Raw genomic sequence first — 23791 nt, 5'->3', positions numbered from 1 at the left:
CAAAGACGAATATTCAGCTTGGCTCGAAAATCAGTTTTTCTCGAGCGCCCACAGGTCGCTTTCAATGCTTTCGAACCTTTCTTTAAGGTGCGTCTGCACATCGAAAATAGCCCTGTTGTAATAGTGCGGCGCAATTTCGCGGGTAAACAGGTCAAGAATTTCCGCCGCTTCGAACGAACCCAGGTCCAGTTCGAAACGCTCCTCCATGAACCGCTGGATCTTGCGGTTCGCTTCACTCTCCTGCTCAGGCGTGAGGGTGAGGATTGGCGGCTTCTTGCGGGCCATTACCAGCGCCCGTCCCACGCGGCGAAGTTCTGCAGCAACTGCAGGCCATGGGTATGGCTCTTCTCCGGGTGGAACTGCACGGCGAATCGGGAACCGTCGGCCAGGGCCGCGGCGAAATCAACGCCATAGTGACCGCCACCCACCACCTGCCGCGCATTGCCGGCCGCGATGTAGTAGCTGTGCACGAAGTAGAAGCGCGCCAGGTCCGGAATGTTGTGCCACAACGGGTGATCCACCGTCTGCTTCACTTCGTTCCAGCCCATGTGCGGGACTTTCAAGTGCTCGCCGTCTTCATGCAGGCCCTTGCCGAAAAACTTCACCTGGCCCGGGAACAGGGAGATGCAATCGACGCCGTCGTTCTCTTCGCTGCGTTCGAGCAAGGCTTGCATGCCCACGCAGATGCCGAGGAACGGACGGTCCTGGCTGACTTCGTGCACCAGCGTGTCGAAACCCAGGCGCCGAATCTCGGCCATGCAATCGCGAATCGCGCCAACGCCGGGGAATACCACCCGGTCGGCTTCGCGAATCACGGCGGCATCACTGGTGATCAGCACCTTGCCGGCACCCACGTGCTCGAGGGCCTTGGCCACCGAGTGCAGGTTGCCCATGCCGTAATCGATAACCGCGACCGTCTGCATTACAGGACGCCCTTGGTGGACGGCATTTGCCCGGCCATGCGGTCATCGAGCTCCACGGCCATGCGCAGCGCGCGGCCGAAAGCCTTGAACACGGTTTCGATCTGGTGGTGGGTGTTGTGCCCGCGCAGGTTGTCGATGTGCAGGGTCACGTTGGCGTGGTTGACGAAGCCCTGGAAGAATTCCTGGAACAGATCAACGTCGAAACCGCCGACAGTGGCACGGGTGTACGGCACATGCATCTGCAGGCCCGGGCGGCCAGAGAAGTCGATGACCACCCGCGACAGCGCCTCATCGAGCGGCACGTAGGCATGGCCGTAGCGACGGATGCCTTTTTTGTCGCCGATGGCTTTGGTAAAGGCTTGTCCCAAAGTGATACCGACGTCCTCCACCGTGTGGTGGTCATCGATATGCAGGTCGCCCTTGCTGACGATGTCCAGGTCGATCAGCCCGTGACGGGCGATCTGGTCCAGCATGTGCTCAAGAAAAGGCACGCCGATATCAAACCGGGCCTTTCCGGTGCCATCCAGGTTGATCGAGGCTTTGATCTGGGTTTCCAGAGTGTCGCGCTCGACAGACGCCTTACGTTCGGCCATCACCAGCTCCGCAAAATCATTGGGCGAAAAAGGCAGCCATTATAGGGGCGCGAGCGACAAACAGAAACACGGGAGGTGATATCCCTGACGGGCTGAATCCTGGGCTGTCGGTGATAGACATGTCCATACAAGCAATTCTTGCCATCACCCAGAATCAAATGTGGGAGCGGGCTTGCTCGCGAAGGCCGCGTATCCGTCGACATCATCGTCAACTGACACACCGCTTTCGCGAGCAAGCCCGCTCCCACACTAGAGTTGCCCTTACCTTGAGGGTTCGGGCAACAGTCTTAGCGGAACAACACCGCCGTCTTCTGCAGGGTCACCCACACACCCCACGCCAACGGAATGCCCACCACCAGCCAGGCGGCGATCGCCAAAGGCTTGGTGCCCGGCGCGGCTTTCCATTCCAGCGAAGTGCTGCTGTCGGCGCCCTTGTCATGGCCCAGCGCCTGTTCGGCGGCCAGTTCGGCGTCGGTCATGAAGTACTTGTCGGCGACCGGGCGGACCAGCAGGTTGCACAGGAAGCCCAGCACCAGCAGGCCGGCGAGGATGTACAAGGTGATGTCATAGGCCGCGGCGCGTTCAACGCCGATGCTCAACTGATATTCACGCAGGTAGTTCACCAGTACCGGACCCAGCACGCCTGCCGCAGCCCAGGCAGTCAGCAGGCGACCGTGGATCGCGCCAACCATTTGCGTACCGAACAGGTCCGCCAGGTAGGCCGGCACAGTGGCGAAACCGCCGCCGTACATCGACAGGATGATGCAGAACGCCGCCACGAACAGCGCGACGCTGCCCAGGTGACCGAGGTTCGGGATCAGCGCGTACAGGGCAAAGCCCAGGGCGAAGAACACGAAATAGGTGTTTTTGCGGCCCAGGTAATCCGAGAAGGATGCCCAGAAGAACCGCCCACCGATGTTGAACAGGCTCAACAGCCCGGTAAAGCCGGCCGCGATGGCAGCGATTTGACCGAGTTGCACAGCGTCCAGTTGACCGAAAGGCAGGTCGGTGCCAAGCAATTTACCGCCGAACACTTCCTGTAACAGTGGCGAAGCCATGCCCAGGATGCCAATACCGGCGGATACGTTCAGGCACAGCACCAGCCATACCAGACGGAACTGCGGGGTTTTCCAGGCAACGTTCACGTGAACGTGGCGATGAGTGATCATCGCGTTCGCGGCTTTCTTCGGTGCCGGGGTCCAGCCTTCAGGCTTCCAGCCAGTCGGCGGAACGCGGTACGACAAGGCGCCACCGATCATGAACACGAAGTAGATCGCGGCCATGACCAAAAAGCTTTGCCATACACCCACGCCAGTCGGCGAAGCGAAGTGGCTCATCAGCGCTGCCGCCAACGGAGCACCTACCATCGCGCCGCCGCCGAAGCCCATGATCGCCATACCGGTGGCCATGCCACGCTTGTCCGGGAACCACTTGATCAGCGTCGAAACCGGGGAGATGTAGCCCAGGCCCAGGCCGATACCGCCAATGACTCCGGAACCGACCCACATCAGCCAGATCTGGTGGGTATAAATACCCAACGCGGAAATCAGCAGGCCACCGCACCAGCACAATGCCGATACAACACCCGCCTTGCGCGGCCCGGCGTGTTCCAGCCAGCCACCCCAGATGGCTGCCGAGCAACCCAGGAAGATAAAGAACAAGGTGTAGATCCAGCCGAGCATCGAGATCGGCCAATCACATTGGGACGAGAAGACTTGCGAGATGAAGCTCATATCCGGCGCACAAGCCACAGGCTTAGTGACACCCAAGGCTTTGGACAGTGGCAACCAGAATACTGAGAAGCCGTAGGCCATGCCGATGCACAGGTGAATGGCCAGTGCGGCCGGTGGAACCAGCCACCGGTTGAAACCGGGCTTGGCGATGATGCGCTCCTTGGAGAGGAACGCAGGCTGGTCGGCAATGCCGTCCGCCGTGATGCTCGTGCTCATGGTGTATCCCCCAGTTGTTAGAATGGTTCGCCAGCCACGCCTCACCCTCAGCCTTCATTGCACGCAGGCATGGCTGTATTTTTTGGTGAAGCTCCATATTGGTGCGACATTACGCCGCAGAAGGACGGACGAACAGGCAAAGGTTACCATTTGATCGTGACAGAAGAGTCAAAGTGATATCACCTTTTTTGTGTCATTTGTCTTATCGCGCCATTACTCACTTTCTGTAGGGTGTGAACCGTTTTATTTTTCAGGAATCTGTATGCCCATCGTTGTCGAGCACCTGAATGAAGCCACCAGCCAGGACCAGCAGGACCTGCATAAAATCTACCGCGACGCCCCGACCTGGCTGTTCGAGCCTTTTGGTGGTGCCGCACAACTCATACAAGGCTGCCTGGAAGACAGCTCGCTGATCGCGGCACGTTTCAATGACCGGCTACTCGGCGCCGCACGCCTGCAACGGCAGCAGAACGTCTGGCACTTGTCCCAAATGTGCGTACGAAACATTACTCGTCGCCGTGGCGTGGCTGAACGACTGGTGAGCGAGGCGCGCAGAATCGCCGGGGAAAACGGCGCCGAGCTACGGTTGTTGGCGCCAGCCGGGCATCTGGAAGCCCAAGCACTGGCGGCCAAATTGAAGATCACGCTGGATGAACGCTAATTAAGGCCGAACACAATTCCCGTGGCGAGGGAGCGAGAAACGATCACCCAACGCGCCAGCAATTGAGGGCGTTATACTCCCAGGCTAAATTTTGAACTCAACCTACAAGGACTCGCCCATGAAAGCGTTCGGCAAAATCCTGGGTCTGGTACTTCTCGGGCTGTTGCTGATCATTGTGGCCCTGGGCTTTGCCCTGACCCACCTCTTCGATCCCAACGACTATAAAGAAGAGATCCGCCAGATAGCCCGCGACAAGGCCCACATTGAGCTGACGCTCAATGGCGACATCGGCTGGAGCCTGTTTCCATGGTTGGGTCTGGAGTTACATGACGCCAGCGTCGCCACACTGGCCAACCCGACACACCCTTTCGCCGACCTGCAGATGCTCGGCCTGTCGGTGCGAGTGATACCGTTGCTGCGTCGGGAAGTGCAGATGAGCGACGTCCGGGTCGAAGGCCTGAACCTGCGACTCAACCGTGACAAGAACGGCCACGGCAATTGGGAAGACATCGGCAAGGTACCCGCCTCTGCGACAACAGCGAGTGCGCCGGCACCGGCCGAGCAGCCAGCCCCGTCCACCAGCACCCCGGCAGAAAAACCGGCCCAGCCGACCCGCCTGGATATCGACAGCCTGACCGTGAACAACGCCCGGATCGAATACACCGACGAGCAGACCGGCAAGTTGTTCACTGCCGAAAGCATCCAGCTGAGCACCGGCGCGGTCCACGACTCCACCAACATCCCGGTCACCCTTACCGCATTCCTGTCCAGCAACCAGCCAGCCGTGCGTGTGCGTACCGAACTCACTGGCGAACTGCGCTTCGAACGCGCCTTGCAGCGCTACAAGTTCGAAGACCTGAAGCTGTCCGGCGAAGCCACAGGCGACCCATTGCAGGGCAAGACCCTGAACTTTGCCGCACAAGGCCAGCTATTCCTGGATAAGGCAGCAAACGTCGCCGAATGGACCGGCATCAAGCTGTCCCTCAACCAATTGCGTGCCTTGGGTGAACTGAAGGTCAACGACCTCGACAAAACGCCGCAATTGAGTGGCGGCATGTCGATCGCCCAGTTCGACCTGGCAAACTTTGTCGATAGCATCGGCCAGAAACTGCCGGCCATGGCCGAAGGCAGCCTGAGCAAGGTCGAGCTGGTCAGCCGCATTGCCGGTACGCCGACCAGCGCCGAATTCAATGACCTCAACCTGAAAGTCGACGACAGCAGCTTCAACGGTCGTATCGTCGTGGAAGACTTCGCCAAGCAATCCTTGCGTGTGCAGCTCAAGGCCGACACGTTCAACGTCGACCGCTACCTGCCCCCCAAATCCGCCGAAGCCGACAGCAGCAAGGCGGCTCGCGAGGCCGAGGTCAACAACACCGAAGCCAGCGCCATGGCCGGTGCCGGCAGCACGCCACTGCCGAGCGCTCCGACCCAGGGCGCCTGGAGCAACGATCGACTGTTTCCGGTGGAGCGCCTGAGCAAACTGGACCTGGAAGCCGACCTGACCTTCGGCCAACTGACCCTCGATAAACTGCCCATCCAGAACGCCGCGCTCAAGGCCACGGGCCTTGGCGGCCTGCTGACCCTGGAGAACCTGCGGGGCGATTTGTACAACGGCAACTTCGAAGCCAAAGGCACGCTGGACGTGCGCCAGCCCACGCCGCAGTTGAACCTGCAAACCCGCATCAACCGCGTGCCGGCCGAAAAAATCATCGAAAGCCAGGGTAAGAATCCACCGGTCAAAGGCCTGGTGACGCTCAACAGCGCCATAACCGCCAGTGGCAACAGCCAGAAAGCCCTGATCGACAGCCTCAATGGCAACGCCGGGTTCGTCATCAACGATGGCATGCTGCTCAATGCCAACCTCGAACAGCAATTGTGCAAAGGCATCGCCACCCTCAATCGCAAGACCCTCAGTGGTGAACCCCGGGGCAAGGACACGCCGTTCCAGCAACTCAACGGCAACCTCACGTTCCACAATGGCGTTGCCAGCAACCCGGACCTGAAAGTGCGCATCCCCGGCATGATCGTCAACGGCAACGGCGATATCGACCTGCGCGTGCTGGGCATGGACTACCGCGTCGGCATCATCGTCGAAGGTGACAAGAGCGACATGCCCGACCCGGCCTGCCAGGTCAACGAACGCTACGTCGACATCGAATGGCCGTTGCGCTGCCGCGGCCCGCTGGAGCTGGGCGCCAAGGCCTGCCGACTGGACAACGAGGGGATGGGCAAGGTCGCGGCGAAACTGGCCGGCGACCGCCTCGGTGACAAGATCGAAGAGAAGCTGGGCGACAAGGTCAGCCCCGAGCTGAAAGACGCGCTCAAGGGACTGTTCAAGCGATGAGAGCCGAGCAGTTTTCCACCGCCGTACTGGATTGGTTCGACCGCCACGGGCGCCACGATTTGCCTTGGCAACAAGGCATCACCCCGTATCGGGTGTGGGTCTCGGAAATCATGCTGCAGCAGACCCAGGTCAGCACCGTGCTCAATTACTTCGATCGGTTCATGGCCTCGCTGCCTACCGTCGAAGCGCTGGCCGCCGCGCCAGAGGACGAAGTGCTGCACCTGTGGACCGGGCTGGGCTACTACACCCGCGCCCGCAACCTGCAGAAAACCGCGAAGATCGTCGTCGACCTCTACGATGGGGAATTCCCTCGTGACGTGGAAAAACTCACCGAGTTGCCGGGGATCGGCCTGTCCACGGCCGGCGCAATCGCCAGCATTAGCATGGGCCTGCGGGCCCCGATTCTCGACGGCAACGTCAAGCGTGTGCTGGCGCGCTTCACGGCCCAGGAAGGCTACCCGGGCGAACCGAAGGTTGCCAAACAGCTGTGGGCCACCGCCGAGCGCTTCACGCCCCAGGACCGGGTCAACGCCTACACCCAGGCAATGATGGACCTGGGCGCCACACTCTGCACCCGCAGTAAACCCAGCTGCCTGCTTTGCCCGCTGAAAAGCGGCTGCGAGGCGCACATGCTTGGCCTGGAGACGCGCTATCCGATTCCCAAGCCCCGCAAGGAAGTGCCGAAAAAACGCACGCTGATGCCGATGCTGGCCAATCGCGAAGGCGCGATTCTGCTTTACCGTCGCCCCTCCACCGGCCTTTGGGGCGGTTTGTGGAGCCTGCCGGAACTCGACGACCTCGACGACCTGCAGCACCTGGCCCTGCAACACTCGCTGGAACTGGGCAAGCAACAGGAAATGCCGAGTCTGGTGCACACCTTCAGCCACTTCCAGTTGGCGATCGAACCCTGGCTGGTCCGGGTCCGGGAAACCGGCCATCACGTGGCCGAGGCCGACTGGCTCTGGTATAACCTCGCCACCCCGCCGCGCCTGGGCCTCGCCGCCCCGGTCAAAACCTTGCTCGAACGCGCGGCCGCCGTATTGAACGCAGGAGAGTCGTCATGACCCGCATCATCATGTGTCGCAAGTACAAAGAAGAACTCGAAGGCCTGGAGCGCGCTCCGTTTCCGGGCGCCAAAGGCCAGGATATCTTTGACCATGTCTCGGCCAAGGCCTGGGCCGACTGGCAGAAACACCAGACCCTGCTGATCAACGAAAAACGCCTGAACATGATGAACGCCGAAGACCGCAAATACCTTCAGGGCGAGATGGACAAGTTCTTTTCCGGCGAAGAATACGCCAAGGCCGAAGGCTACGTGCCGCCGTCCGAATAAGCTGCCCAGAACCGGGGCGGATCGTAAGCGACGGTAATAATTAAATATTTTTTGAAAACTTGCTTGACGACCCCCTGAAAAACCCGTTTAATGCGCCCCGTTGCCCAGATAGCTCAGTCGGTAGAGCAGGGGATTGAAAATCCCCGTGTCGGCGGTTCGATTCCGTCTCTGGGCACCAAATACCGAAAACCCCGATCAAGAAATTGATCGGGGTTTTTTATTGCGTGGGGTTTCTTCCTCTGCCCTACCGACTCAGCTACATTCGACTCGCTGCTTCCCCCCCAAATAGACGAGTCGACATGGACATCACCAACACCCCCTTTGGCATCACCGACTGGTCGGCCATCGAGCCCACCGAACACAAAGGCGTCACCGGAACCGCTTATTGGCGCACCCAGCAGTTCGGGAACATCCGGGTGCGAATGGTGGAGTACACGGCGGGGTATCTGGCCGACCATTGGTGCACCAAAGGCCATATCCTGTTTTGCCTGAAGGGTGAGTTGAACACCGAACTGGAGGACGGGCGGCAGTTTGTGCTCAAGCCCGGCATGAGCTACCAGGTGGCCGACCAGGCCGAGCCTCATCGCTCTTCAACCTCACAGGGTGCAACGTTGTTTGTGGTGGATTGAATTCGAAGCGTTCGCCCTGAAGCTGTAGGATAGATCGCCTTATTTTCATGTCAGGAATCTGACCCATGTCATCGGCAAACAAACAGCAGAAGCGCAACCAGCGCGCCAAAGCAAAAGCCAAGAAGAACCGGATTCAACGCACCGCCGCGCCGAACGACTTCCTGGACCCGAACGATGAGCGCATCGATCTGGAAACCGTGGATTTATCGGAGCTGTTCCAAGTCATGCGGGCGGCCGAAAAAATCAGCCAGCAGGCCATGTGCGCGGTCTTCCTGGGGCATCCACTACTGGCACTCGTGCTGGAACAGGAAGGCGAAGAAGAAGCCACTGACTTCATCATCACCGCCCTGATCGAATATCGGCGCATGACAACGGACGTCGACGAGCAGACCGCACTGGACTGGGTCGAAAGCGAGCAGTTCCAAGCCGATTACGTCGCTGCGTCCAACGCGCTGGCGCAAGACCCGAGCTGACCATCACACTGCCAAGCGCTTTTGTCATGAAGGCGCTCGCGGTAGATGACATCCTCCTGAGATAGCTCCTACAAACAGAGGGCAACCGACATAAGGCGGCGTCAAATCCGTCCTGCACGAATCAGTTGTTTTTCCTCCCGAGCAATCAGCCTCGTCCGGCATCATCGACACGTTGTCTGGAGCATCCTTTTGGTCCGCCCACCCTCACGGCTGACATTTCGATGACTTCCCTCCTTCCTCAAGATGACCCAAAGCTCGCACCGCTGATTAACGAGCTTGGCGAACTGATCCGCCAAGCACGCCAGAAGGTCTTGCGCGCGGTCGACACCCTTCAAGTGCAAACCTGCTGGCAGATCGGGCGGCATATCATCGAGTTCGAACAGGGAGGCGCCGAGCGGGCGGCCTATGGGGCGCGGCTGCTGTCGACGCTGGCCAAGGTACTTACGGCGCGGTTCGGAAAAGGGTTCGATGAACGCAATCTGCGGCACATGCGAGACTTTTATCAGACGTTTCCGATATGGAACGCAGTGCGTTCCGAATTGAGCTGGACCCATTACCGCACGCTTCTGCGAGTAAAGGACGATAACGCCCGCCGTTGGTACATGAACGAAGTGGCCACAGAAAACTGGTCCACCCGCGCCCTGGAGCGCCAGATCGGCACGTTCTACTACGAACGCCTCCTGGCCAGCCGCGACCGGCCTGCGGTGAAACAGGAGGCCACCGTCAATATCAAGGAACTTGACCTTGGCCCAAGGGATATCATCAGGGACCCGGTGGTTTTGGAGTTCCTCGGGCTGCCCAATGCCGGCACCGTTCTGGAGACGGAACTGGAGCAGGCCTTGATCGACCAGCTACAGGGCTTCCTCCTGGAGCTGGGCAAGGGCTTTGCCTTCATCGCTCGCCAACAAAGAATCAGCACCGAAAGCAAGGACTTCTACCTCGACCTGGTCTTTTACAACTACCTGCTCAAATGCTTTGTGATCGTCGACCTCAAACGTGGCGAGCTGAGCCATCAGGACATCGGGCAGATGGACATGTACGTTCGTCTTTACGACGACCTCAAACGCGGTCCCGACGACAAACCCACCGTCGGTATTATCCTCTGCGCCCAAAAGGATGAATCGGTGGTGCGTTATTCCGTGTTGCAAGGTAACGAGCAATTATTCGCCAGCCAATACCAGTTGGTGCTGCCTACGGAAGAAGAGCTGCGCCATGAGCTGGATCGCGAACGGGCGCGACTTGAAGACGTGACCGCCGGCCTCTGAAAACCGCATGTTCAGTAAACCCATGTAGGATTACGCGCTTTTTCAGCAACAGCGACCTCAAGAACGCTATCCTGCATATCACCGGCCGCAGCCGATCCTTCTCTAACCAGACCTTGCGGACCGCCCCTAACGAATTGGAAACCGAAGCCCAATGGCCTCACTGAACAAACAGCAAAAACGCGCCAAGCGCGCCAAAGAAAAAGCCAAGCAAATCCGCATGACCGGGCGCAAATCCATCCCGATGTATGGCGACCCGGCCCACGCCACCGCCCAGCCGCCGGTCTACGTACTGGAGCTGTTCGTCAAGCTGCGCGACGCCGAGGCCATCAGTCGCAGCGAAATGCTCGACACGTTGCTCGCGTCCCTGAGCGTGATGATCAGCGAACGCCCAAGCCTGCTGGACCTGAAAAACGCCGAAAACGAAAGCATGGCCGCCACCAACCTGGCCGCCGACATGCTGGTGGATTACCGCATGTGGGTCGACGAGATGGACCGCGAGACGGCGCAACGCTGGCTCAGCACCCCGGAGTTCATCAAGGACTTCAGCGAGGCGCTGGATCGGTATCGCCAATCGATGGAAGCGCCTGCCAGCGAATAAGCCCTTCGGTTATTCGTCACCGCTCCAATGGAACACCAGATTGCGTGCGGCGCCGCTGCCTACCTCGGCAGTGTCGCGGCGTGCCTCACCGTTGCGGGTCGCCACCACGGTGTACTTGCCCGGCGGCAATTGCACGTAAACCAGCGGCCCCGCGTCTTCCAGCGTCAGCAGAGTTTGCCCCGACGCGTTCTGCACGGTGACATCCACATCCGGGATGTATTTGTTTTCCACGCCAATCGCAAATGTCATGTGCAGGTTATAGCCCTGGGCCTGCCCGATGGCCCGGGCTTCATCCTCGCCGATACCGCCGGACAAGTAGGCGATACCGTTCTGTTGTGACGGCTGGACTTGCACGCCTGCGCTGTCTATTGGGGCGAGGTTGGTGGCGTTGAGCGTGACGGGGAAAAGCAGTGCGCCGATGGCGATAAGACAGTAGAGGGACTTCATGGCGGCAACTCCTGATTCTGGGAAAGCCATCTCTTTTGATGAATTCAGGAGCGTTCCGGTTTAGATCGATTGGAAGTTGGGCCGACTGCGGATTGGAATAGGCACGCTCATCCGATTAACCCTTCCAACCCCCGCCCAAAGCTGGCACCATCGCGCCTTTTTTCACGCGACTCCCCCGGGATCTTCACCGGCAGACAGGGTTTGCACGGCCGTTAGGTTGTTGATGGCGCGACAGTCTGCTGCGCCTATGCGACAACCTGCCGCGCATCACCGGTTTACCACCCGTAGCGCTGTTGGCGGCCATTCGGACGCATGCTAGCTTGGCCGCCTCGCCCTGGAAGGCCGCCAACAACAAGGGAGCACACACCATGAGGACCGCACATGGCCCAGGCCACGCCCGCGCTTGAAATCCGCAACCTGCACAAACGCTATGGAAAGCTGGAGGTGCTCAAAGGCGTCTCGCTGACCGCCCGCGACGGCGATGTGATCTCGATCCTGGGTTCCTCTGGGTCCGGCAAGTCCACGTTCCTGCGCTGCATCAACCTGCTGGAAAACCCCAACCAGGGGCAGATTCTGGTGGCCGGCGAAGAACTCAAGTTAAAGGCGGCAAAAAACGGTGAGCTGGTGGCCGCCGACGGCAAACAGATCAACCGCCTGCGCAGCGAGATCGGTTTTGTGTTTCAAAACTTTAACCTCTGGCCGCACATGAGCGTGCTCGACAACATCATCGAAGCACCGCGCCGCGTGCTTGGCCAGAGCAAGGCCGAAGCCGTCGAAGTGGCCGAAGCCCTGCTGGCCAAGGTCGGCATCGCCGACAAGCGTCACGCCTACCCCGCCGAGCTGTCCGGCGGCCAGCAACAGCGCGCCGCCATTGCCCGCACCTTGGCGATGAAGCCCAAGGTGATTCTGTTCGACGAGCCCACCTCCGCTCTTGACCCGGAAATGGTCCAGGAAGTACTTAGTGTGATCCGCGCCTTGGCCGAAGAAGGTCGCACCATGCTGCTGGTGACCCACGAAATGGGTTTCGCCCGCCAGGTTTCCAGCGAAGTGGTGTTCCTCCACCAGGGGCTGGTCGAGGAGCAAGGATCGCCACAGCAGGTCTTTGAGAACCCGCTTTCGGCGCGCTGCAAACAATTCATGTCTAGCAACCGCTAACGGAGCAGTACCCATGCAGATCTACAAGAAACTCCTCCTGGCGGCAGCCGCCAGCCTGGTGTTCTCGGCCAACGCCATGGCGGCCGACAAACTGAAGATGGGCATCGAAGCGGCCTACCCGCCGTTCAACAATAAAGACGCCAGCGGCCAGGTCGTGGGTTTTGACAAAGACATTGGCGATGCCCTGTGCGCCAAGATGAAAGTCGAATGCGAAGTGGTCACCTCCAACTGGGACGGCATCATCCCGGCCCTGCTCGCCAAGAAGTTCGACTTCCTGATTTCGTCGCTGTCGATCATCGAAGAGCGCAAGCAGGCTGTGGATTTCACCGACCCGTACTACTCCAACAAACTGCAATTCATCGCGCCGAAAAACGTCGAATTCAAAACCGACAAAGACTCGCTCCAAGGCAAGATCATCGGTGCACAACGCTCCACCTTGGCCGGCACTTACCTTGAAGACAATTATGAGGGCGTCACCACCAAGCTCTACGACACCCAGGAAAACGCCTACCTGGACCTGACCTCCGGCCGCGTCGACGCGATCCTGGCGGACAAGTACGCGAACTACGACTGGCTGAAAACCGATGCCGGCCGAGCTTACGAATTCAAGGGCGACCCACTGGTGGAAAGCGACAAGATCGGCATTGCTGTACGCAAGGGTGACCCGCTGCGCGAAAAACTGAACGCCGCACTGAAAGAAATCGTCGCCGACGGCACCTATAAAAAGATCAACGACAAGTACTTCCCGTTCAGCATCTACTGATGCTGACGTGCCTGGCCGGTGCTGCTTCCCCGCAGCACCGGTCCTTAGCAAAGCCTGCCGCGATATGAACACACACCCATGATGATCGATCTCTACGGATTCGGCCCGGCACTCGCCGCCGGCGCGCTGATGACCGTCAAACTGGCGCTCTCGGCCCTGTGCCTGGGGCTGCTGCTCGGCCTGCTCGGCGCCTTGGCCAAGACCTCCCCGTACAAGCCGCTGCAATGGCTTGGCGGGACTTATTCGACGCTGGTGCGCGGCGTCCCGGAATTGCTCTGGGTACTGCTGATCTACTTCGGCACCGTCAACCTGATGAGTGCCTTGGGCGAGTACTTCGGCAACCCCGACCTCACCCTGAACGCTTTCGCTGCCGGCGTCATCGCCCTGGGCCTGTGCTTTGGCGCCTACGCCACCGAAGTGTTTCGCGGCGCGATCCTGGCGATCCCCAAGGGCCATCGTGAAGCCGGCGTGGCCTTGGGCCTATCGAAGTCGCGGATCTTCACCCGGCTGATCCTGCCGCAAATGTGGCGCATCGCCCTGCCCGGCCTGGGCAACCTGTTCATGATCCTGATGAAGGACACCGCGCTGGTCTCGGTGATCGGCCTGGAAGAAATCATGCGCCATGCGGAAATCGGCGTGACCGTGTCCAAGCAACCGTTCACCTTCTATATGGTGGCAGCGCTCATGTACCTGGGCCTGACAGTGCTCGCCATGATCGGCATGCACCTGCTGGAACGACGCGCCGCCCGTGGATTTACCAGGAGCACCCAATGAACTGGGAAGTCATCATCAAGTGGCTGCCGAAGCTGGCCCAGGGCGCCACACTGACCCTGGAGCTGGTGACCATCGCCGTGATCGCCGGGCTGCTGCTGGCGATTCCACTGGGCATCGCCCGTTCTTCACGCCTGTGGTACGTGCGGGCTTTGCCCTACGCCTACATCTTCTTTTTCCGCGGTACGCCGTTATTGGTTCAGCTGTTCCTGGTCTACTACGGCCTGGCGCAATTCGATGCCGTACGCAGCAGCGCATTGTGGCCCTACCTGCGGGACCCGTTCTGGTGCGCCACGGTCACCATGACCCTGCACACCGCCGCCTACATCGCCGAAATCCTGCGCGGCGCGATCCAGGCCATCCCAAAGGGCGAGATCGAAGCCGCACGGGCCCTGGGCATGTCGCGGCCCAAGGCGCTGTTCTACATCATGCTGCCCCGCGCCGCGCGCATCGGCCTGCCGGCCTACAGCAACGAAGTGATCCTGATGCTCAAGGCCAGCGCCCTGGCGAGCACCGTGACCCTGCTGGAACTCACCGGCATGGCCCGCACCATCATTGCCCGGACTTACCTGCCGGTGGAGATCTTCTTCGCGGCCGGCATGTTCTACCTGTTGATGTCGGTCCTGCTGGTGCAAGGCTTCAAGCAACTGGAGCGCTGGTTGCGCGTCGATGCCTGCCAAGGGCGCTGACAGCGGCGTGCTGACGGGCGAGGCGCTGCTCGCTCGTTTCACCGCGTTGGACGCTTTTCTCACGGAGCACCAGGCCCTGTGGAAACCGCGTCCGTTCACCCATCTGCAGCTGCCCTGGGAAAAGTCCCACCCGGAACTGGCCCAATGGCTACGCCAGCGTTCATTGGATGAGGCGGAAAACGACCATCATCAGCCGTGGTTGATCGAGAATGCGCCAGCACCATTTCCAGAGCTGGCAGCGCTTTCCCGCGCATTGAGTGCTGTCGCGGAATTACCGACCCGAATGCTCGAACCGCCGGCCCACCGCCTCAACGTCGACGTGCCCGGCCGCAAGTGGCAGCAGATCGAAGCCTTCGCCAGCCGCCTGAACTTCGCCACAGAACCGACTCATTGGCTCGACTGGTGCGCCGGTAAAGGCCACCTCGGCCGACGCCTGGTGCACGGCGAACAACAACTGACCTGCCTGGAATACAACCCGGCCCTGGTCGCCAGCGGCCAGCAACTGAGCCAACGCCATTACTTGCCCGCCACACACCTGCGCCAAGACGTGTTGGCGGCAGACGCAGCCCAGGCGATCCGCCCCGCACACACGCCAGTGGCGCTGCATGCCTGCGGCGACTTGCATGTGCGATTGATACACCTGGCAAGCGCCACCGGCTGTGGACAACTGGCTATCGCACCGTGCTGCTACAACCGCATCAGCACTGAGCATTATCAACCGCTGTCCGACGCAGCCTTTGGCTCGGCCCTACACCTGTCGCTCGAGGATCTGGGCCTGCCGATGAGCGAAACCGTCACCGCTGGCGCACGCGTCCGACGGCAACGGGACCAGTCCATGGCCTGGCGCCTGGGCTTCGACCTGCTGCAACGGCAAATCCGCGGGTGCGAGGATTACCTGCCAACCCCTTCGTTACCCAGTGCCTGGCTGGAAAAGTCCTTCGCCCAGTACTGCATCGATCTGGCAGCCCTGAAAGATTTATCCACAGTCGGCTCCCCGGATTGGGCCGAATTGGAAACGGCGGGTTATCAACGCCTGGCCGAGGTGCGCAATCTGGAATTGGTGCGAGGGCTTTTCCGACGGCCGTTGGAGCTTTGGCTGGTACTGGATCGGGCACTTTTGCTCACCCAAAAAGGCTACGACGTTCGCCTGGGCACCTTCTGCGAAATGCCTCTGACGCCACGAAATCTGATGTTGCTGGCAGAGCGTTACTGAGGCGAAACAGCCTGTGGATAACTCTGTTGATGGAATCTGCCTGGATCCAAGAAACCCGCGATTTCCTGACCGATTCAAGACTGGTCATTTTTTGTTCACATGGATAAAAAACCATGAAAACAGGCATTTGCGAGCAAACGAGAAAGCTGTCACAAAATCGCAAGGTGCCGGTCGCTTCATCCTTCCCATTGTGCATAAGCGTCTGAGCGAAACGACATAACCGACGAATTTCGTACGGCCCGAGGCCAGTAGTTACGCCCAAAACAGCCGTGTCGTACAAACACCCCCGGTACTGCGCGGCAGAAGCTTCACCCGCCGACGCCCCTTGAATATCACCGCCCCCCTGCAACGCGTCGAACCCCATGCAAAAATAGTCAGAATTCAGGGGTTTACAGAACGCACCCAATCGCTATAATCGTCGCCCACACGCCGGTATAGCTCAGTTGGTAGAGCAACTGACTTGTAATCAGTAGGTCCCGGGTTCGACTCCTGGTGCCGGCACCATACAAGGTTCCAGAGAAGGCTTTCAAAATCTCTGGAACCCCCGAAAAACCCGCCTTCTGGCGGGTTTTTTCGTTTTGGCGTTCCATCGGTTTCCGTCAGAAACTGGTGGATTCCAACCGTTTTAAGGGTAGAGTTTGGGATACAGGTCACTTCGATAAAAGGGAGTACCCTTATGTCGCGCACCACAGCTCCGCTCTCCGACGCAGCTTGCCGCTTGGCAAAACCTACAGACCGCGCCTACAAGCTTTTCGACGGCGATGGCCTCTACCTCCTAGTCCAACCCAATGGCCGCAAAGGCTGGCGGCTCCGTTACGTCAAACCTGACGGACGGGAAGGACTGACCTCGTTCGGCAACTACCCCGTCATTGGCCTCGCCGATGCGCGCCGCAAGCGCTTGGAGGTCAAGCGAATGCTGGCGGATGGCATTGATCCCATAGAGACCAAGCACCAAGCCAAGGTGGAAGCCGTGATCAAAGGCAGAACCTTTGAAAGCGTTGCGCTGGACTGGCACACGGAAATGTCGGCCAAGTGGGCACCAGGCCACTCCAAGACTGTGATGAGCCGCCTCAAAACCCACGTATTCCCGCTGATTGGCGCCCGCGCCATTGTTGATCTCGACACCCATGACCTTATGCAGCCCTTGGAAGCGATCAAGAAGCGCGGAACGATCGACGTTGCTTTAAGGGTACAAAACTACCTGCAGAGCATCATGCGCGAGGCAAAGCGCCTCCGGCTTATCACCATAAACCCTGCTTACGATCTCGAAGGCTCGATCAAAGCCCCGCGGGTGGTACATCGCCCCGCTCTACCCTTATCGCGACTGCCGGAACTGCAGGAACGGATCGACACCTATAAAGGCCGGACACTTACCCGTCTGACGGTGATGCTGTCGCTGCATGTGTTTGTACGATCCAGCGAGCTGCGTTTCGCACGCTGGAGCGAGTTCGACCTCAAGCGCGGCACCTGGGAGATACCGGACACTCGACCTGCGCTGGAGGGAGTACCTTTTTCCACAAGGGGTACGAAGATGGCCGGGGATATCCATTTAGTACCCTTATCGCCGCAAGCAGTGGCCCTGCTTGAACAGATCCACGCACTCACCGGTAAATTCGACCTGGTGTTTGCAGGCGATGCCAAGCCCTGGAAACCCATGTCCGAAAATACCGTGAACAACGCGCTTCGGACGATGGGATACGACACCAAAACCGATATCTGCGGACATGGGTTTCGTTCGATGGCCTGCAGCGCACTGATCGAGTCAGGGCTGTGGTCGGAGACAGCTATTGAAAGGCAGATGAGCCACAAGGAACGCAACAACGTCCGCGCCGCTTACATCCACAAGGCCGAGTTCATCGAGGAGCGCAGGCTGATCATGAACTGGTGGAGCCGGTACTTGGAGGCCAACCGGCAGGAGCATGTCACTCCACACGAATTCGCCAACCAGATTGGAGATAACGTTACTCGGATAAAGGCGAAGCCTGGCATTGGCGCAGAGAGGAGGAGTTGATATGGATATCTCAACCGCACAAAGCATCAAGCTCGCCATTGTGTCGGCAACCGGACTGTCAAAAGACGCGCTGCATATCTATTTGGGCATGGCGGTCTATTTGACGTTGATCGTTGGCACTCGACGATTCAGGCCATACCTTGGCTGGCTGGTTGTTTTCATCATTGCGTGTGCAGGCGAGTGGGTAGATCGGCGAGACGATATTGGAAGCTTCGGATACTGGCGCTGGCAGGCAAGCGCTCACGACGTTCTCAACACGTTGTTTTGGCCGACGGTGCTAACACTGCTTTGGCTTTTAAAGTGCCGCAGTAAAGTAAGCGTACATCCGTAAGACTCTCGCAATCTGCTCTGCCACGCGGGTCCATCCAAACAGGGCTGCAAAGCCGCCCTGCTTGGATGGACCTCACTTAAAAAATCTAAAGCCCACGCAACTGTCTGTGGAAAACCACAGATTTCCACCGGTGGATAATTTCATCCACAGCCGCAGAATTCCCGAGAACTCGAGCCTTGACCCGAATTATCCACAGGCGTAGAAAAGATCGGGCAAAGCGCTGTCGTTGACAGCAACCCCAGGTAGCCAGAACCTTTAAGGCTACGCCACACCGTGGTGGTTCTCCCAAAGTGCGATTAGCGTCCGGCGGCTCGCACGGTCACAGCGATGTGATGGATGCCTACTTTTACCAGCGTGCCCACTGCGGCAACTCATTCCCTTTCATAGCTGCCCTGCAGCAACCTATCCGCTTGGCCATTTCATTGCGCCAACCTGCGCCCGTCTCTTTCTCCCGGAAAGAGACGGGCGCTCCTACCGCTGCTGCAGCCCAACTCGTACAAGGCTTTGCGGCATTTCCCCTCGCGACAATCGGCGTGACAAACACCGAAGTCACCAGCAACAGCGATGCAGATGATGGTGCCGCAGCCCAAGGAATGGACTGCACCTGACTGACAGTCAGGCATACCCCGGTCATCGCTTCACTGCCTTCACCTGACTCAGGATCTCGCGGCGCTGGTCTCGTCAGCCAGTGCAGCCTCCACCCGCCCACTTCCTCGGAAGTGTTCAGGAGGCCAGATCATGAGATGCCCAAGCTCCCGGTCGTAAGGAGCCGCCACTCCCGCGTTAGTGGACAACCCTCACAGGTCGCAGGGGCCTTGATCCCTGATAACACTCAACATTCTTGGCGGGATGACGTGGGGGAAGTTTCAACGGTTTGGCTTCAAGAGGAGTTTGATCATGGCACTGGTGGGCAAGCGAGATGGCCGCAATTTTGGTTATGGCCGGCAACTGAGCTATGCCGGACCGCAGGCATTGCGGGACATGTTTGGCGGCGGGCATTACGGCACGGTCAAAGCGCACAGTGATCGCTGGCAGGCATTTGTACACTGGTGTCGGTCGGAGGCTGGACCAGGGTTTAACGATGCGCGGCAGATTGATCGGCAGACCTTGCTGAACTACGCCGGGTATCTCCGGCAGCAAGTTGAACATGGTGAGATTGCCATCGCGACTGCGCAAAACCGGTTGTCCAGCGTGAACCGGACAATGACTGCACTTCGCGGTGATCAGTATGTGAAGGTCGTGAGTCCGAGCAAGGCGCTGGGAATGCAGCGCACCAGTGTTCGTCGCTCGGTGCCGCAAGGCCAAGACCGCGAACATGTGAAACGGATCGTCGACGTGCTCTGCGAACACCAAATGCCGCGCGCGGCGGCCATCGCTCGGATGGCGCGAGCCACTGGCATGCGCTTACGCGAGGCCATTTTGGCGGACCTACCGCGTTTAAAACGTGAGGCTGAATACTACGACAAGATCAACATCCAGGATGGCACCAAAGGTGGCCGCTCAGGTGCGTCGGCACCTCGCTGGATCATGATGAACGATCACATACGCGATGCCCTGACATTCGCCCATCAGGTCTCGCCCGACGGCAGCCGCAACCTGCTTGCACCGGATGAAAGCTACCTAGATTTCCAACAGAGGATCGTCCGCCTCGCACGGGACAACCTCCATAAGCACAACCTCAAAGGCTTCCACGAATTGCGAGCAGCCTATGCTTGCGAACGCTATGAGCAAATCACCCATCATCCCGCGCCCATCAACGGCGGTAATTGCTACCAACTCGATCGACACCTCGATCAAGTGGCCCGAGTGCAAATCAGCTATGAACTCGGACACGGTCGTATCGACGTGGTATCGGCTTACATCGGTGGTCGAACATGAGCAAATCATTTGACATGGAGTTGTTTCTAGCAAGCGTTCTAACCGGTTCGCAAAGCACACGCCAACGCCATCTGCGCCAAGCCAAATTTATTCAGAATGCGATTGCAAGACGGTGGCGGCGGGAAAATCCATGGACATGGCAGCGAAAGCACCTCGTCTGGTTTCTAGCGCAGCTCCAGAATCAGCAAGCCAAATCCACAAGGTATTACTACGAGCTAACCGTAAAATTGGTAGCTCAGCGTCTGGGAAAAGCTTGGGCGCTTGGTCATGATGCCTAGGAGAAAAATAGACCACACTCCTACTCAGGGACGATCTGGAAATAGTACACCTCGTGGCGTAAGATCAGATATCGCGGATCCCAGACATGAGGCCCATCACTGCTACCTACTCTGGTCAATGCCCCACCTTGCACATGAAGAGTCGTATCCATGCAACTCCATTCGACCTCCATCGACCGCGTAGCGATTTCAAATCCGAAGCTTTACAAGGATCCTAAAGCGTCAAAAGAATCAAGGATTTTCCCGTACTACGCGGGTTACTCCAGCGAGTTTTCACATAATCTGCTATCCACACTCGGCTTGAGCTCGAATTCCATAATTTTCGATCCTTGGAACGGAAGCGGTACGACTACACGCTCGGCACTCAACAATGGCTATGATGCTATTGGTTTTGATTTGAATCCCTCTATGGTTTTAGTGGCTAAAGCACGACTGCTTTCACCGCTTGAACACCCCAGCCTAATCGCCATAGCACAATCGTTAGTTGAACAAGCACGCAGTTCCAATAGTTACCACGACGGAAGCAAAGGTGATCCACTGTTAACATGGTTCCCCTCTTGCAGCGCAATACCGATTCGTATTTTAGAGTCAAAAATAAATCGCTTGCTTGTCTCAAACAACTCGTATGCAAAGCTCGACACCAATAAGGCAATGGATCTAGTCTCCCCATTAGCCGCCTTTTTTTATGTCTCACTATTCCGAACAGTTCGGAGACTCCTTTCTGACTTTATACCATCGAATCCAACATGGGTAAAAAATCCGAAAACAAAGTTCAACCGAAAACGACCATCACAAGAGACCATTTTCAATATTTTTGTAGAAGAAGTTAAGCTTTTAATATGCAGAGAAGGGTCTTCAGGAGCTAATTTCAGAGAAGCAGAATCGAACGTTAAACTTCAGATTGGTAATGCTGAAGAAATTACGCTACATGACAATTCTGTTGACGCCATCATATCGTCACCTCCATATTGCACGAGGATTGACTACGCCGTCTCTACTACTATTGAACTGGCGATTATCAGATATGAACAAAGAGAATTTGAGACCTTACGACGAAGCCTTACAGGCACCTCAACTGTCGAAAGAGTAGCCAACCAAGTCGAAAGCAAGTGGGGGAATACATGTTTGAACTTCCTAGATGCATTGTATAATCATCCATCCAAGGCATCAAAAGGTTATTATTTTAAAAATCACTTGCAGTATTTTTCTTCATTATCACGCTCACTCCACGAGATTTCTCGAGTTCTTAAACCAGGAAAATTTTGCTTCTTGGTTTCTCAGGACTCTTATTACAAAGAAATCCACAATGATGTTCCAACAATAACGTCTGAGATGGCTAGGGAATTCGGATTAAAAACTGTCCGTCGCGAAGACTTTAAAACGTCTAGATCCATGGTTGGAGTCAATCTTAAATCTAAAAAATACCTTAGCAATAGAAGCACCACTGAAAGTGTGCTCTGCTTTCAAAACGATTGATGATATTTTTGCTACTCTTGACTCAGTCATCCTATGTTTGCCGTGAGAGAAAAATTAGATGAACGATTCAGATATTCAAGATAAAGACGTTATTGAAATGGAGCCAGAAGGAGAAGGTCTTTCAGGCTTTGAAAAAAAATATAAAGCTCAGATGCGACAGATTGTTACCCAAAAGCTAGATATACCTATTTCTACTTTACCGGCAATGCTTGCAGACAATATAAAAATCAATCCTGAATTCCAGCGCCGCGATCGTTGGGATGAGGAACGTCAATCTCGTTTAATCGAATCACTTCTAATGAATGTGCCAATTCCACCTGTATTTTTGGGTGAGGATGACTATGGATTCTATGTTGTTTTAGATGGCAGGCAAAGGCTTACAGCAATACAAAATTTTCTAGACAACACACTAGCTCTGAAGGGGCTACTTGTTTGGGACGATTTAAATGGCCTTCGATTTAATGACTTAGTCAAAAGAGGATTGGACAAACATCTTACACGACGCTTTCTTTCAGCCATTGCTTTACTTAAAGAGTCCTCTCCCGCCATTAAATATGATGTATTTGATCGTCTAAATACAGGCGGAGTTAGGGCCAACGAAATGGAAGTCAGAAACGCCGTGTTTAGGGGCCCATTCACTGACGCCCTGCATAAACTTTCAAGGCATCCCGATTTTTGCAAAGCTTGGGAGATTCCAACAGACCCAATTGAGGCTCAGTCAAACCCTATCTACCAAAAGATGATTGATCTTTCTATTGTTTTGCGGTTTTTCGCGTTATCTGAACCAGAAAAGATGGATACAACGTTTAAAGACTACCTTGGCGAGTTTATGGAGGAACGAAATAAGCTATATATTGCAGACCCGAGCCTCGCATCATCAGACGCGAAACGATTTGAGCGCGCGGTATTAAACAGCATCAAAATCTTCGGAACAAACTCTTTCAGAAACCCATCAAAAATGATGAAAGGCCCTCCGTCTCTTCCTATTGCAGAAGCAATAATGATCGGCCTCTCGGATTATGAGCCTAACGCTATCACAGAAGAAATAGCCATAAAGGTAAAAGCCGACTTTGCCAACCTATGTAATGACGCAGAGTTTCTTAAGGCTATCTCTAGCGGCACAAATGGTAAAGGAGCCATTAAGACCAGAATCAACAAAGCCAAGTCCATGTTCAACTCACACATAAACAAAAAGAAAATATAATCCATGACAAACTGCTTTGTTGCTACAGATGAATATTTATCGTCTCTAGACATCATTGAGACAGTTGCCCAATCACTCTCCTCTCCCGAAGCACTTAAACCAAGCCAACTTCCAAGTACGAATGCGGTTAGTTGCTCAATTATAGTTTTGCTCTCAGGATATTTTGAAAGTTACTTGAAGGATGTGATTAGAGAGTATGTGGAATCCATTAACAGCCTTAACAAGCCTCTAGCCAACATACCATTAAGCATGCGACTAAAACATTATTCGGGAGGGGCCGAAGCTTTAGTTTTCGCGAGCAAAAGGGATAAAAAGCTCAAATCGACATCAATATCTCAGGATCTCACTAGAAGGCTAGGCTCCCTTGATCAACCGAAATATTATCTCGCTTGGGAATCTTTTGCCAACACAAAGTCCAATCCTGGCACCGAAACAATTTCAACACTACTATCAGGCTTAGAGATAGATAAAGGATGGAGCTCGATAAATGACTTAAACAAATCCCATGGGCAACTTGATATGTTTCTTACATCCTTTATAGAGATGCGAAACGTATGTGCGCATACAGGACGGCATCAAACTCCTCCGTCTGGCGCAGACCTGATCGACTATATAGATAAATTCAGAACACTTGGAGAATGTATAGACATGACGATAGGCATTCGCCTTGCAAACTTTTCCTAACCACAAAGACGCATCTTAGCTTTCAAATAAACACTTATAACCAAGCAACACATGCAATCCAATCATGAAAAGCCTTACATTTATTTACAACACCAACAATAAGGCAGTAGCGTAAATCTCATT

The 23791-nt window shown here is 56.6% G+C and carries 24 protein-coding genes and 2 tRNA genes; 21 read left to right on the top strand and 5 right to left on the bottom strand.

The genetic code is table 11. The features are described from left to right. Nucleotides 1-30 precede the first annotated feature (30 nt). The 4 genes from ACWNZ1_RS17850 to ACWNZ1_RS17835 all read right to left on the bottom strand — a co-directional run bounded on the left by ACWNZ1_RS17850 (nucleotide 31) and on the right by ACWNZ1_RS17835 (nucleotide 3465). Nucleotides 31-285 (bottom strand): DUF2164 domain-containing protein, encoded by a 255-nt coding sequence (locus ACWNZ1_RS17850; RefSeq protein WP_003186749.1) that lies wholly within the window; start codon nucleotides 283-285, stop codon nucleotides 31-33. Continuing rightward, the gene (gene hisH / locus ACWNZ1_RS17845; protein ID WP_280944617.1) at nucleotides 285-923 is read right to left on the bottom strand and encodes an imidazole glycerol phosphate synthase subunit HisH; all 639 of its coding nucleotides are present in this window, start codon (nucleotides 921-923) and stop codon (nucleotides 285-287) included. The genes ACWNZ1_RS17850 and hisH overlap by 1 nt, the downstream gene beginning before the upstream one ends. Continuing rightward, nucleotides 923-1516 (bottom strand): imidazoleglycerol-phosphate dehydratase HisB, encoded by a 594-nt coding sequence (gene hisB / locus ACWNZ1_RS17840; RefSeq protein WP_003186751.1) that lies wholly within the window; start codon nucleotides 1514-1516, stop codon nucleotides 923-925. Before hisB ends, hisH begins: the two co-directional genes overlap by 1 nt. Nucleotides 1517-1803: 287 nt before the next feature. Further along, nucleotides 1804-3465, bottom strand: a complete 1662-nt coding sequence (locus ACWNZ1_RS17835) for an OFA family MFS transporter (protein ID WP_135843230.1) — start codon at nucleotides 3463-3465, stop codon at nucleotides 1804-1806. Nucleotides 3466-3727: 262 nt separating this feature from the next. Here ACWNZ1_RS17835 and panM point away from each other — a divergent pair, with 262 nt between their 5' ends. From panM to ACWNZ1_RS17790, 9 genes are all read left to right on the top strand, one after another. Then, entirely contained in the window at nucleotides 3728-4126 is a 399-nt protein-coding gene (panM, locus tag ACWNZ1_RS17830) for an aspartate 1-decarboxylase autocleavage activator PanM (protein ID WP_135843229.1), read from the top strand. A gap of 118 nt (nucleotides 4127-4244) precedes the next feature. Then, nucleotides 4245-6470, top strand: a complete 2226-nt coding sequence (locus ACWNZ1_RS17825; protein WP_135843228.1) for an AsmA family protein — start codon at nucleotides 4245-4247, stop codon at nucleotides 6468-6470. After that, complete coding sequence (gene mutY / locus ACWNZ1_RS17820) at nucleotides 6467-7534, top strand: A/G-specific adenine glycosylase (protein WP_135843227.1); 1068 nt, start codon at nucleotides 6467-6469, stop codon at nucleotides 7532-7534. Before ACWNZ1_RS17825 ends, mutY begins: the two co-directional genes overlap by 4 nt. Then, nucleotides 7531-7803, top strand: coding sequence for an oxidative damage protection protein (locus ACWNZ1_RS17815; RefSeq protein ID WP_135843226.1), 273 nt, complete (start codon nucleotides 7531-7533; stop codon nucleotides 7801-7803). Before mutY ends, ACWNZ1_RS17815 begins: the two co-directional genes overlap by 4 nt. A 102-nt stretch (nucleotides 7804-7905) precedes the next feature. Continuing rightward, nucleotides 7906-7981 (top strand) — tRNA-Phe (locus ACWNZ1_RS17810). Between the two features lie 121 nt (nucleotides 7982-8102). Beyond that, nucleotides 8103-8432, top strand: coding sequence for a DHCW motif cupin fold protein (locus ACWNZ1_RS17805; RefSeq protein WP_456027782.1), 330 nt, complete (start codon nucleotides 8103-8105; stop codon nucleotides 8430-8432). Nucleotides 8433-8497: 65 nt separating this feature from the next. Continuing rightward, entirely contained in the window at nucleotides 8498-8905 is a 408-nt protein-coding gene (locus ACWNZ1_RS17800; protein ID WP_256454080.1) for a hypothetical protein, read from the top strand. Nucleotides 8906-9126: 221 nt separating this feature from the next. Next, nucleotides 9127-10170 carry a PDDEXK nuclease domain-containing protein gene (locus tag ACWNZ1_RS17795; RefSeq protein ID WP_456027802.1) on the top strand — a complete coding sequence of 348 codons (1044 nt, stop codon included), beginning with the start codon at nucleotides 9127-9129 and terminating at the stop codon, nucleotides 10168-10170. A gap of 151 nt (nucleotides 10171-10321) precedes the next feature. Then, nucleotides 10322-10768, top strand: a complete 447-nt coding sequence (locus tag ACWNZ1_RS17790; RefSeq protein ID WP_265072601.1) for a hypothetical protein — start codon at nucleotides 10322-10324, stop codon at nucleotides 10766-10768. A 9-nt stretch (nucleotides 10769-10777) separates the two neighbouring features. Here the strand turns inward: ACWNZ1_RS17790 and ACWNZ1_RS17785 are convergent, their stop codons facing one another. Then, nucleotides 10778-11215 (bottom strand): carboxypeptidase regulatory-like domain-containing protein, encoded by a 438-nt coding sequence (locus ACWNZ1_RS17785; protein WP_135843221.1) that lies wholly within the window; start codon nucleotides 11213-11215, stop codon nucleotides 10778-10780. Nucleotides 11216-11596: 381 nt separating this feature from the next. On the opposite strand from ACWNZ1_RS17785, the gene ACWNZ1_RS17780 reads away from it, so the two are divergent. The 12 genes from ACWNZ1_RS17780 (at nucleotide 11597) to ACWNZ1_RS17725 (ending at nucleotide 23668) form a co-directional block, all read left to right on the top strand. Then, nucleotides 11597-12370, top strand: coding sequence for an ABC transporter ATP-binding protein (locus ACWNZ1_RS17780; protein ID WP_135843220.1), 774 nt, complete (start codon nucleotides 11597-11599; stop codon nucleotides 12368-12370). Nucleotides 12371-12383: 13 nt separating this feature from the next. Continuing rightward, nucleotides 12384-13133 carry an ABC transporter substrate-binding protein gene (locus ACWNZ1_RS17775; protein WP_135843219.1) on the top strand — a complete coding sequence of 250 codons (750 nt, stop codon included), beginning with the start codon at nucleotides 12384-12386 and terminating at the stop codon, nucleotides 13131-13133. Between the two features lie 78 nt (nucleotides 13134-13211). Next, entirely contained in the window at nucleotides 13212-13907 is a 696-nt protein-coding gene (locus tag ACWNZ1_RS17770; protein ID WP_135843218.1) for an ABC transporter permease, read from the top strand. Continuing rightward, nucleotides 13904-14593, top strand: a complete 690-nt coding sequence (locus ACWNZ1_RS17765; protein ID WP_456027781.1) for an ABC transporter permease — start codon at nucleotides 13904-13906, stop codon at nucleotides 14591-14593. The genes ACWNZ1_RS17770 and ACWNZ1_RS17765 overlap by 4 nt, the downstream gene beginning before the upstream one ends. After that, nucleotides 14574-15806, top strand: coding sequence for a methyltransferase (locus ACWNZ1_RS17760; RefSeq protein WP_456027780.1), 1233 nt, complete (start codon nucleotides 14574-14576; stop codon nucleotides 15804-15806). Before ACWNZ1_RS17765 ends, ACWNZ1_RS17760 begins: the two co-directional genes overlap by 20 nt. A 428-nt stretch (nucleotides 15807-16234) precedes the next feature. After that, nucleotides 16235-16310 (top strand) — tRNA-Thr (locus ACWNZ1_RS17755). 172 nt (nucleotides 16311-16482) lie between these two features. After that, nucleotides 16483-17817 carry a tyrosine-type recombinase/integrase gene (locus ACWNZ1_RS17750; RefSeq protein WP_456027779.1) on the top strand — a complete coding sequence of 445 codons (1335 nt, stop codon included), beginning with the start codon at nucleotides 16483-16485 and terminating at the stop codon, nucleotides 17815-17817. Between the two features lies 1 nt (nucleotide 17818). Then, nucleotides 17819-18148: a hypothetical protein gene (locus tag ACWNZ1_RS17745; protein WP_038445259.1), complete on the top strand. Its 330-nt coding sequence runs from the start codon at nucleotides 17819-17821 to the stop codon at nucleotides 18146-18148. An 897-nt stretch (nucleotides 18149-19045) separates the two neighbouring features. Next, nucleotides 19046-20026, top strand: a complete 981-nt coding sequence (locus ACWNZ1_RS17740) for an integrase domain-containing protein (protein WP_456027778.1) — start codon at nucleotides 19046-19048, stop codon at nucleotides 20024-20026. A 428-nt stretch (nucleotides 20027-20454) separates the two neighbouring features. Further along, on the top strand, nucleotides 20455-21780 hold the full coding sequence (locus ACWNZ1_RS17735; protein ID WP_456027777.1) for a DNA methylase: 1326 nt from the start codon (nucleotides 20455-20457) through the stop codon (nucleotides 21778-21780). Nucleotides 21781-21838: 58 nt separating this feature from the next. Further along, nucleotides 21839-22984: a DUF262 domain-containing protein gene (locus tag ACWNZ1_RS17730; protein WP_456027776.1), complete on the top strand. Its 1146-nt coding sequence runs from the start codon at nucleotides 21839-21841 to the stop codon at nucleotides 22982-22984. A gap of 3 nt (nucleotides 22985-22987) precedes the next feature. Next, a complete protein-coding gene (locus tag ACWNZ1_RS17725; RefSeq protein ID WP_456027775.1) occupies nucleotides 22988-23668 on the top strand; it encodes an MAE_28990/MAE_18760 family HEPN-like nuclease in 681 nt (226 codons plus the stop codon). Nucleotides 23669-23791 lie beyond the last annotated feature (123 nt).

The sequence above is a fragment of the Pseudomonas sp. CFBP 5748 genome (genome assembly GCF_053850495.1).
Note: the sequence above shows the minus strand (reverse complement) of the source record. Positions and strands in the feature narration are given on the sequence as shown.

Bases quoted from the DNA above. Each gene is read 5' to 3' on its own strand.
- ACWNZ1_RS17775 (WP_135843219.1), top strand. From the start codon at position 12,384: ATGCAGATCTACAAGAAACTCCTCCTGGCGGCAGCCGCCAGCCTGGTG.
- hisH (WP_280944617.1), bottom strand. From the start codon at position 923: ATGCAGACGGTCGCGGTTATCGATTACGGCATGGGCAACCTGCACTCG.
- ACWNZ1_RS17805 (WP_456027782.1), top strand. From the start codon at position 8,103: ATGGACATCACCAACACCCCCTTTGGCATCACCGACTGGTCGGCCATC.
- ACWNZ1_RS17850 (WP_003186749.1), bottom strand. From the start codon at position 285: ATGGCCCGCAAGAAGCCGCCAATCCTCACCCTCACGCCTGAGCAGGAG.
- ACWNZ1_RS17835 (WP_135843230.1), bottom strand. From the start codon at position 3,465: ATGAGCACGAGCATCACGGCGGACGGCATTGCCGACCAGCCTGCGTTC.
- ACWNZ1_RS17725 (WP_456027775.1), top strand. From the start codon at position 22,988: ATGACAAACTGCTTTGTTGCTACAGATGAATATTTATCGTCTCTAGAC.
- ACWNZ1_RS17790 (WP_265072601.1), top strand. From the start codon at position 10,322: ATGGCCTCACTGAACAAACAGCAAAAACGCGCCAAGCGCGCCAAAGAA.
- ACWNZ1_RS17750 (WP_456027779.1), top strand. From the start codon at position 16,483: ATGTCGCGCACCACAGCTCCGCTCTCCGACGCAGCTTGCCGCTTGGCA.
- ACWNZ1_RS17740 (WP_456027778.1), top strand. From the start codon at position 19,046: ATGGCACTGGTGGGCAAGCGAGATGGCCGCAATTTTGGTTATGGCCGG.
- ACWNZ1_RS17730 (WP_456027776.1), top strand. From the start codon at position 21,839: ATGAACGATTCAGATATTCAAGATAAAGACGTTATTGAAATGGAGCCA.
- ACWNZ1_RS17825 (WP_135843228.1), top strand. From the start codon at position 4,245: ATGAAAGCGTTCGGCAAAATCCTGGGTCTGGTACTTCTCGGGCTGTTG.
- ACWNZ1_RS17780 (WP_135843220.1), top strand. From the start codon at position 11,597: ATGGCCCAGGCCACGCCCGCGCTTGAAATCCGCAACCTGCACAAACGC.
- ACWNZ1_RS17745 (WP_038445259.1), top strand. From the start codon at position 17,819: ATGGATATCTCAACCGCACAAAGCATCAAGCTCGCCATTGTGTCGGCA.
- ACWNZ1_RS17800 (WP_256454080.1), top strand. From the start codon at position 8,498: ATGTCATCGGCAAACAAACAGCAGAAGCGCAACCAGCGCGCCAAAGCA.
- ACWNZ1_RS17760 (WP_456027780.1), top strand. From the start codon at position 14,574: ATGCCTGCCAAGGGCGCTGACAGCGGCGTGCTGACGGGCGAGGCGCTG.
- ACWNZ1_RS17785 (WP_135843221.1), bottom strand. From the start codon at position 11,215: ATGAAGTCCCTCTACTGTCTTATCGCCATCGGCGCACTGCTTTTCCCC.
- ACWNZ1_RS17815 (WP_135843226.1), top strand. From the start codon at position 7,531: ATGACCCGCATCATCATGTGTCGCAAGTACAAAGAAGAACTCGAAGGC.
- panM (WP_135843229.1), top strand. From the start codon at position 3,728: ATGCCCATCGTTGTCGAGCACCTGAATGAAGCCACCAGCCAGGACCAG.
- ACWNZ1_RS17795 (WP_456027802.1), top strand. From the start codon at position 9,127: ATGACTTCCCTCCTTCCTCAAGATGACCCAAAGCTCGCACCGCTGATT.
- ACWNZ1_RS17735 (WP_456027777.1), top strand. From the start codon at position 20,455: ATGCAACTCCATTCGACCTCCATCGACCGCGTAGCGATTTCAAATCCG.
- ACWNZ1_RS17770 (WP_135843218.1), top strand. From the start codon at position 13,212: ATGATGATCGATCTCTACGGATTCGGCCCGGCACTCGCCGCCGGCGCG.
- hisB (WP_003186751.1), bottom strand. From the start codon at position 1,516: ATGGCCGAACGTAAGGCGTCTGTCGAGCGCGACACTCTGGAAACCCAG.
- mutY (WP_135843227.1), top strand. From the start codon at position 6,467: ATGAGAGCCGAGCAGTTTTCCACCGCCGTACTGGATTGGTTCGACCGC.
- ACWNZ1_RS17765 (WP_456027781.1), top strand. From the start codon at position 13,904: ATGAACTGGGAAGTCATCATCAAGTGGCTGCCGAAGCTGGCCCAGGGC.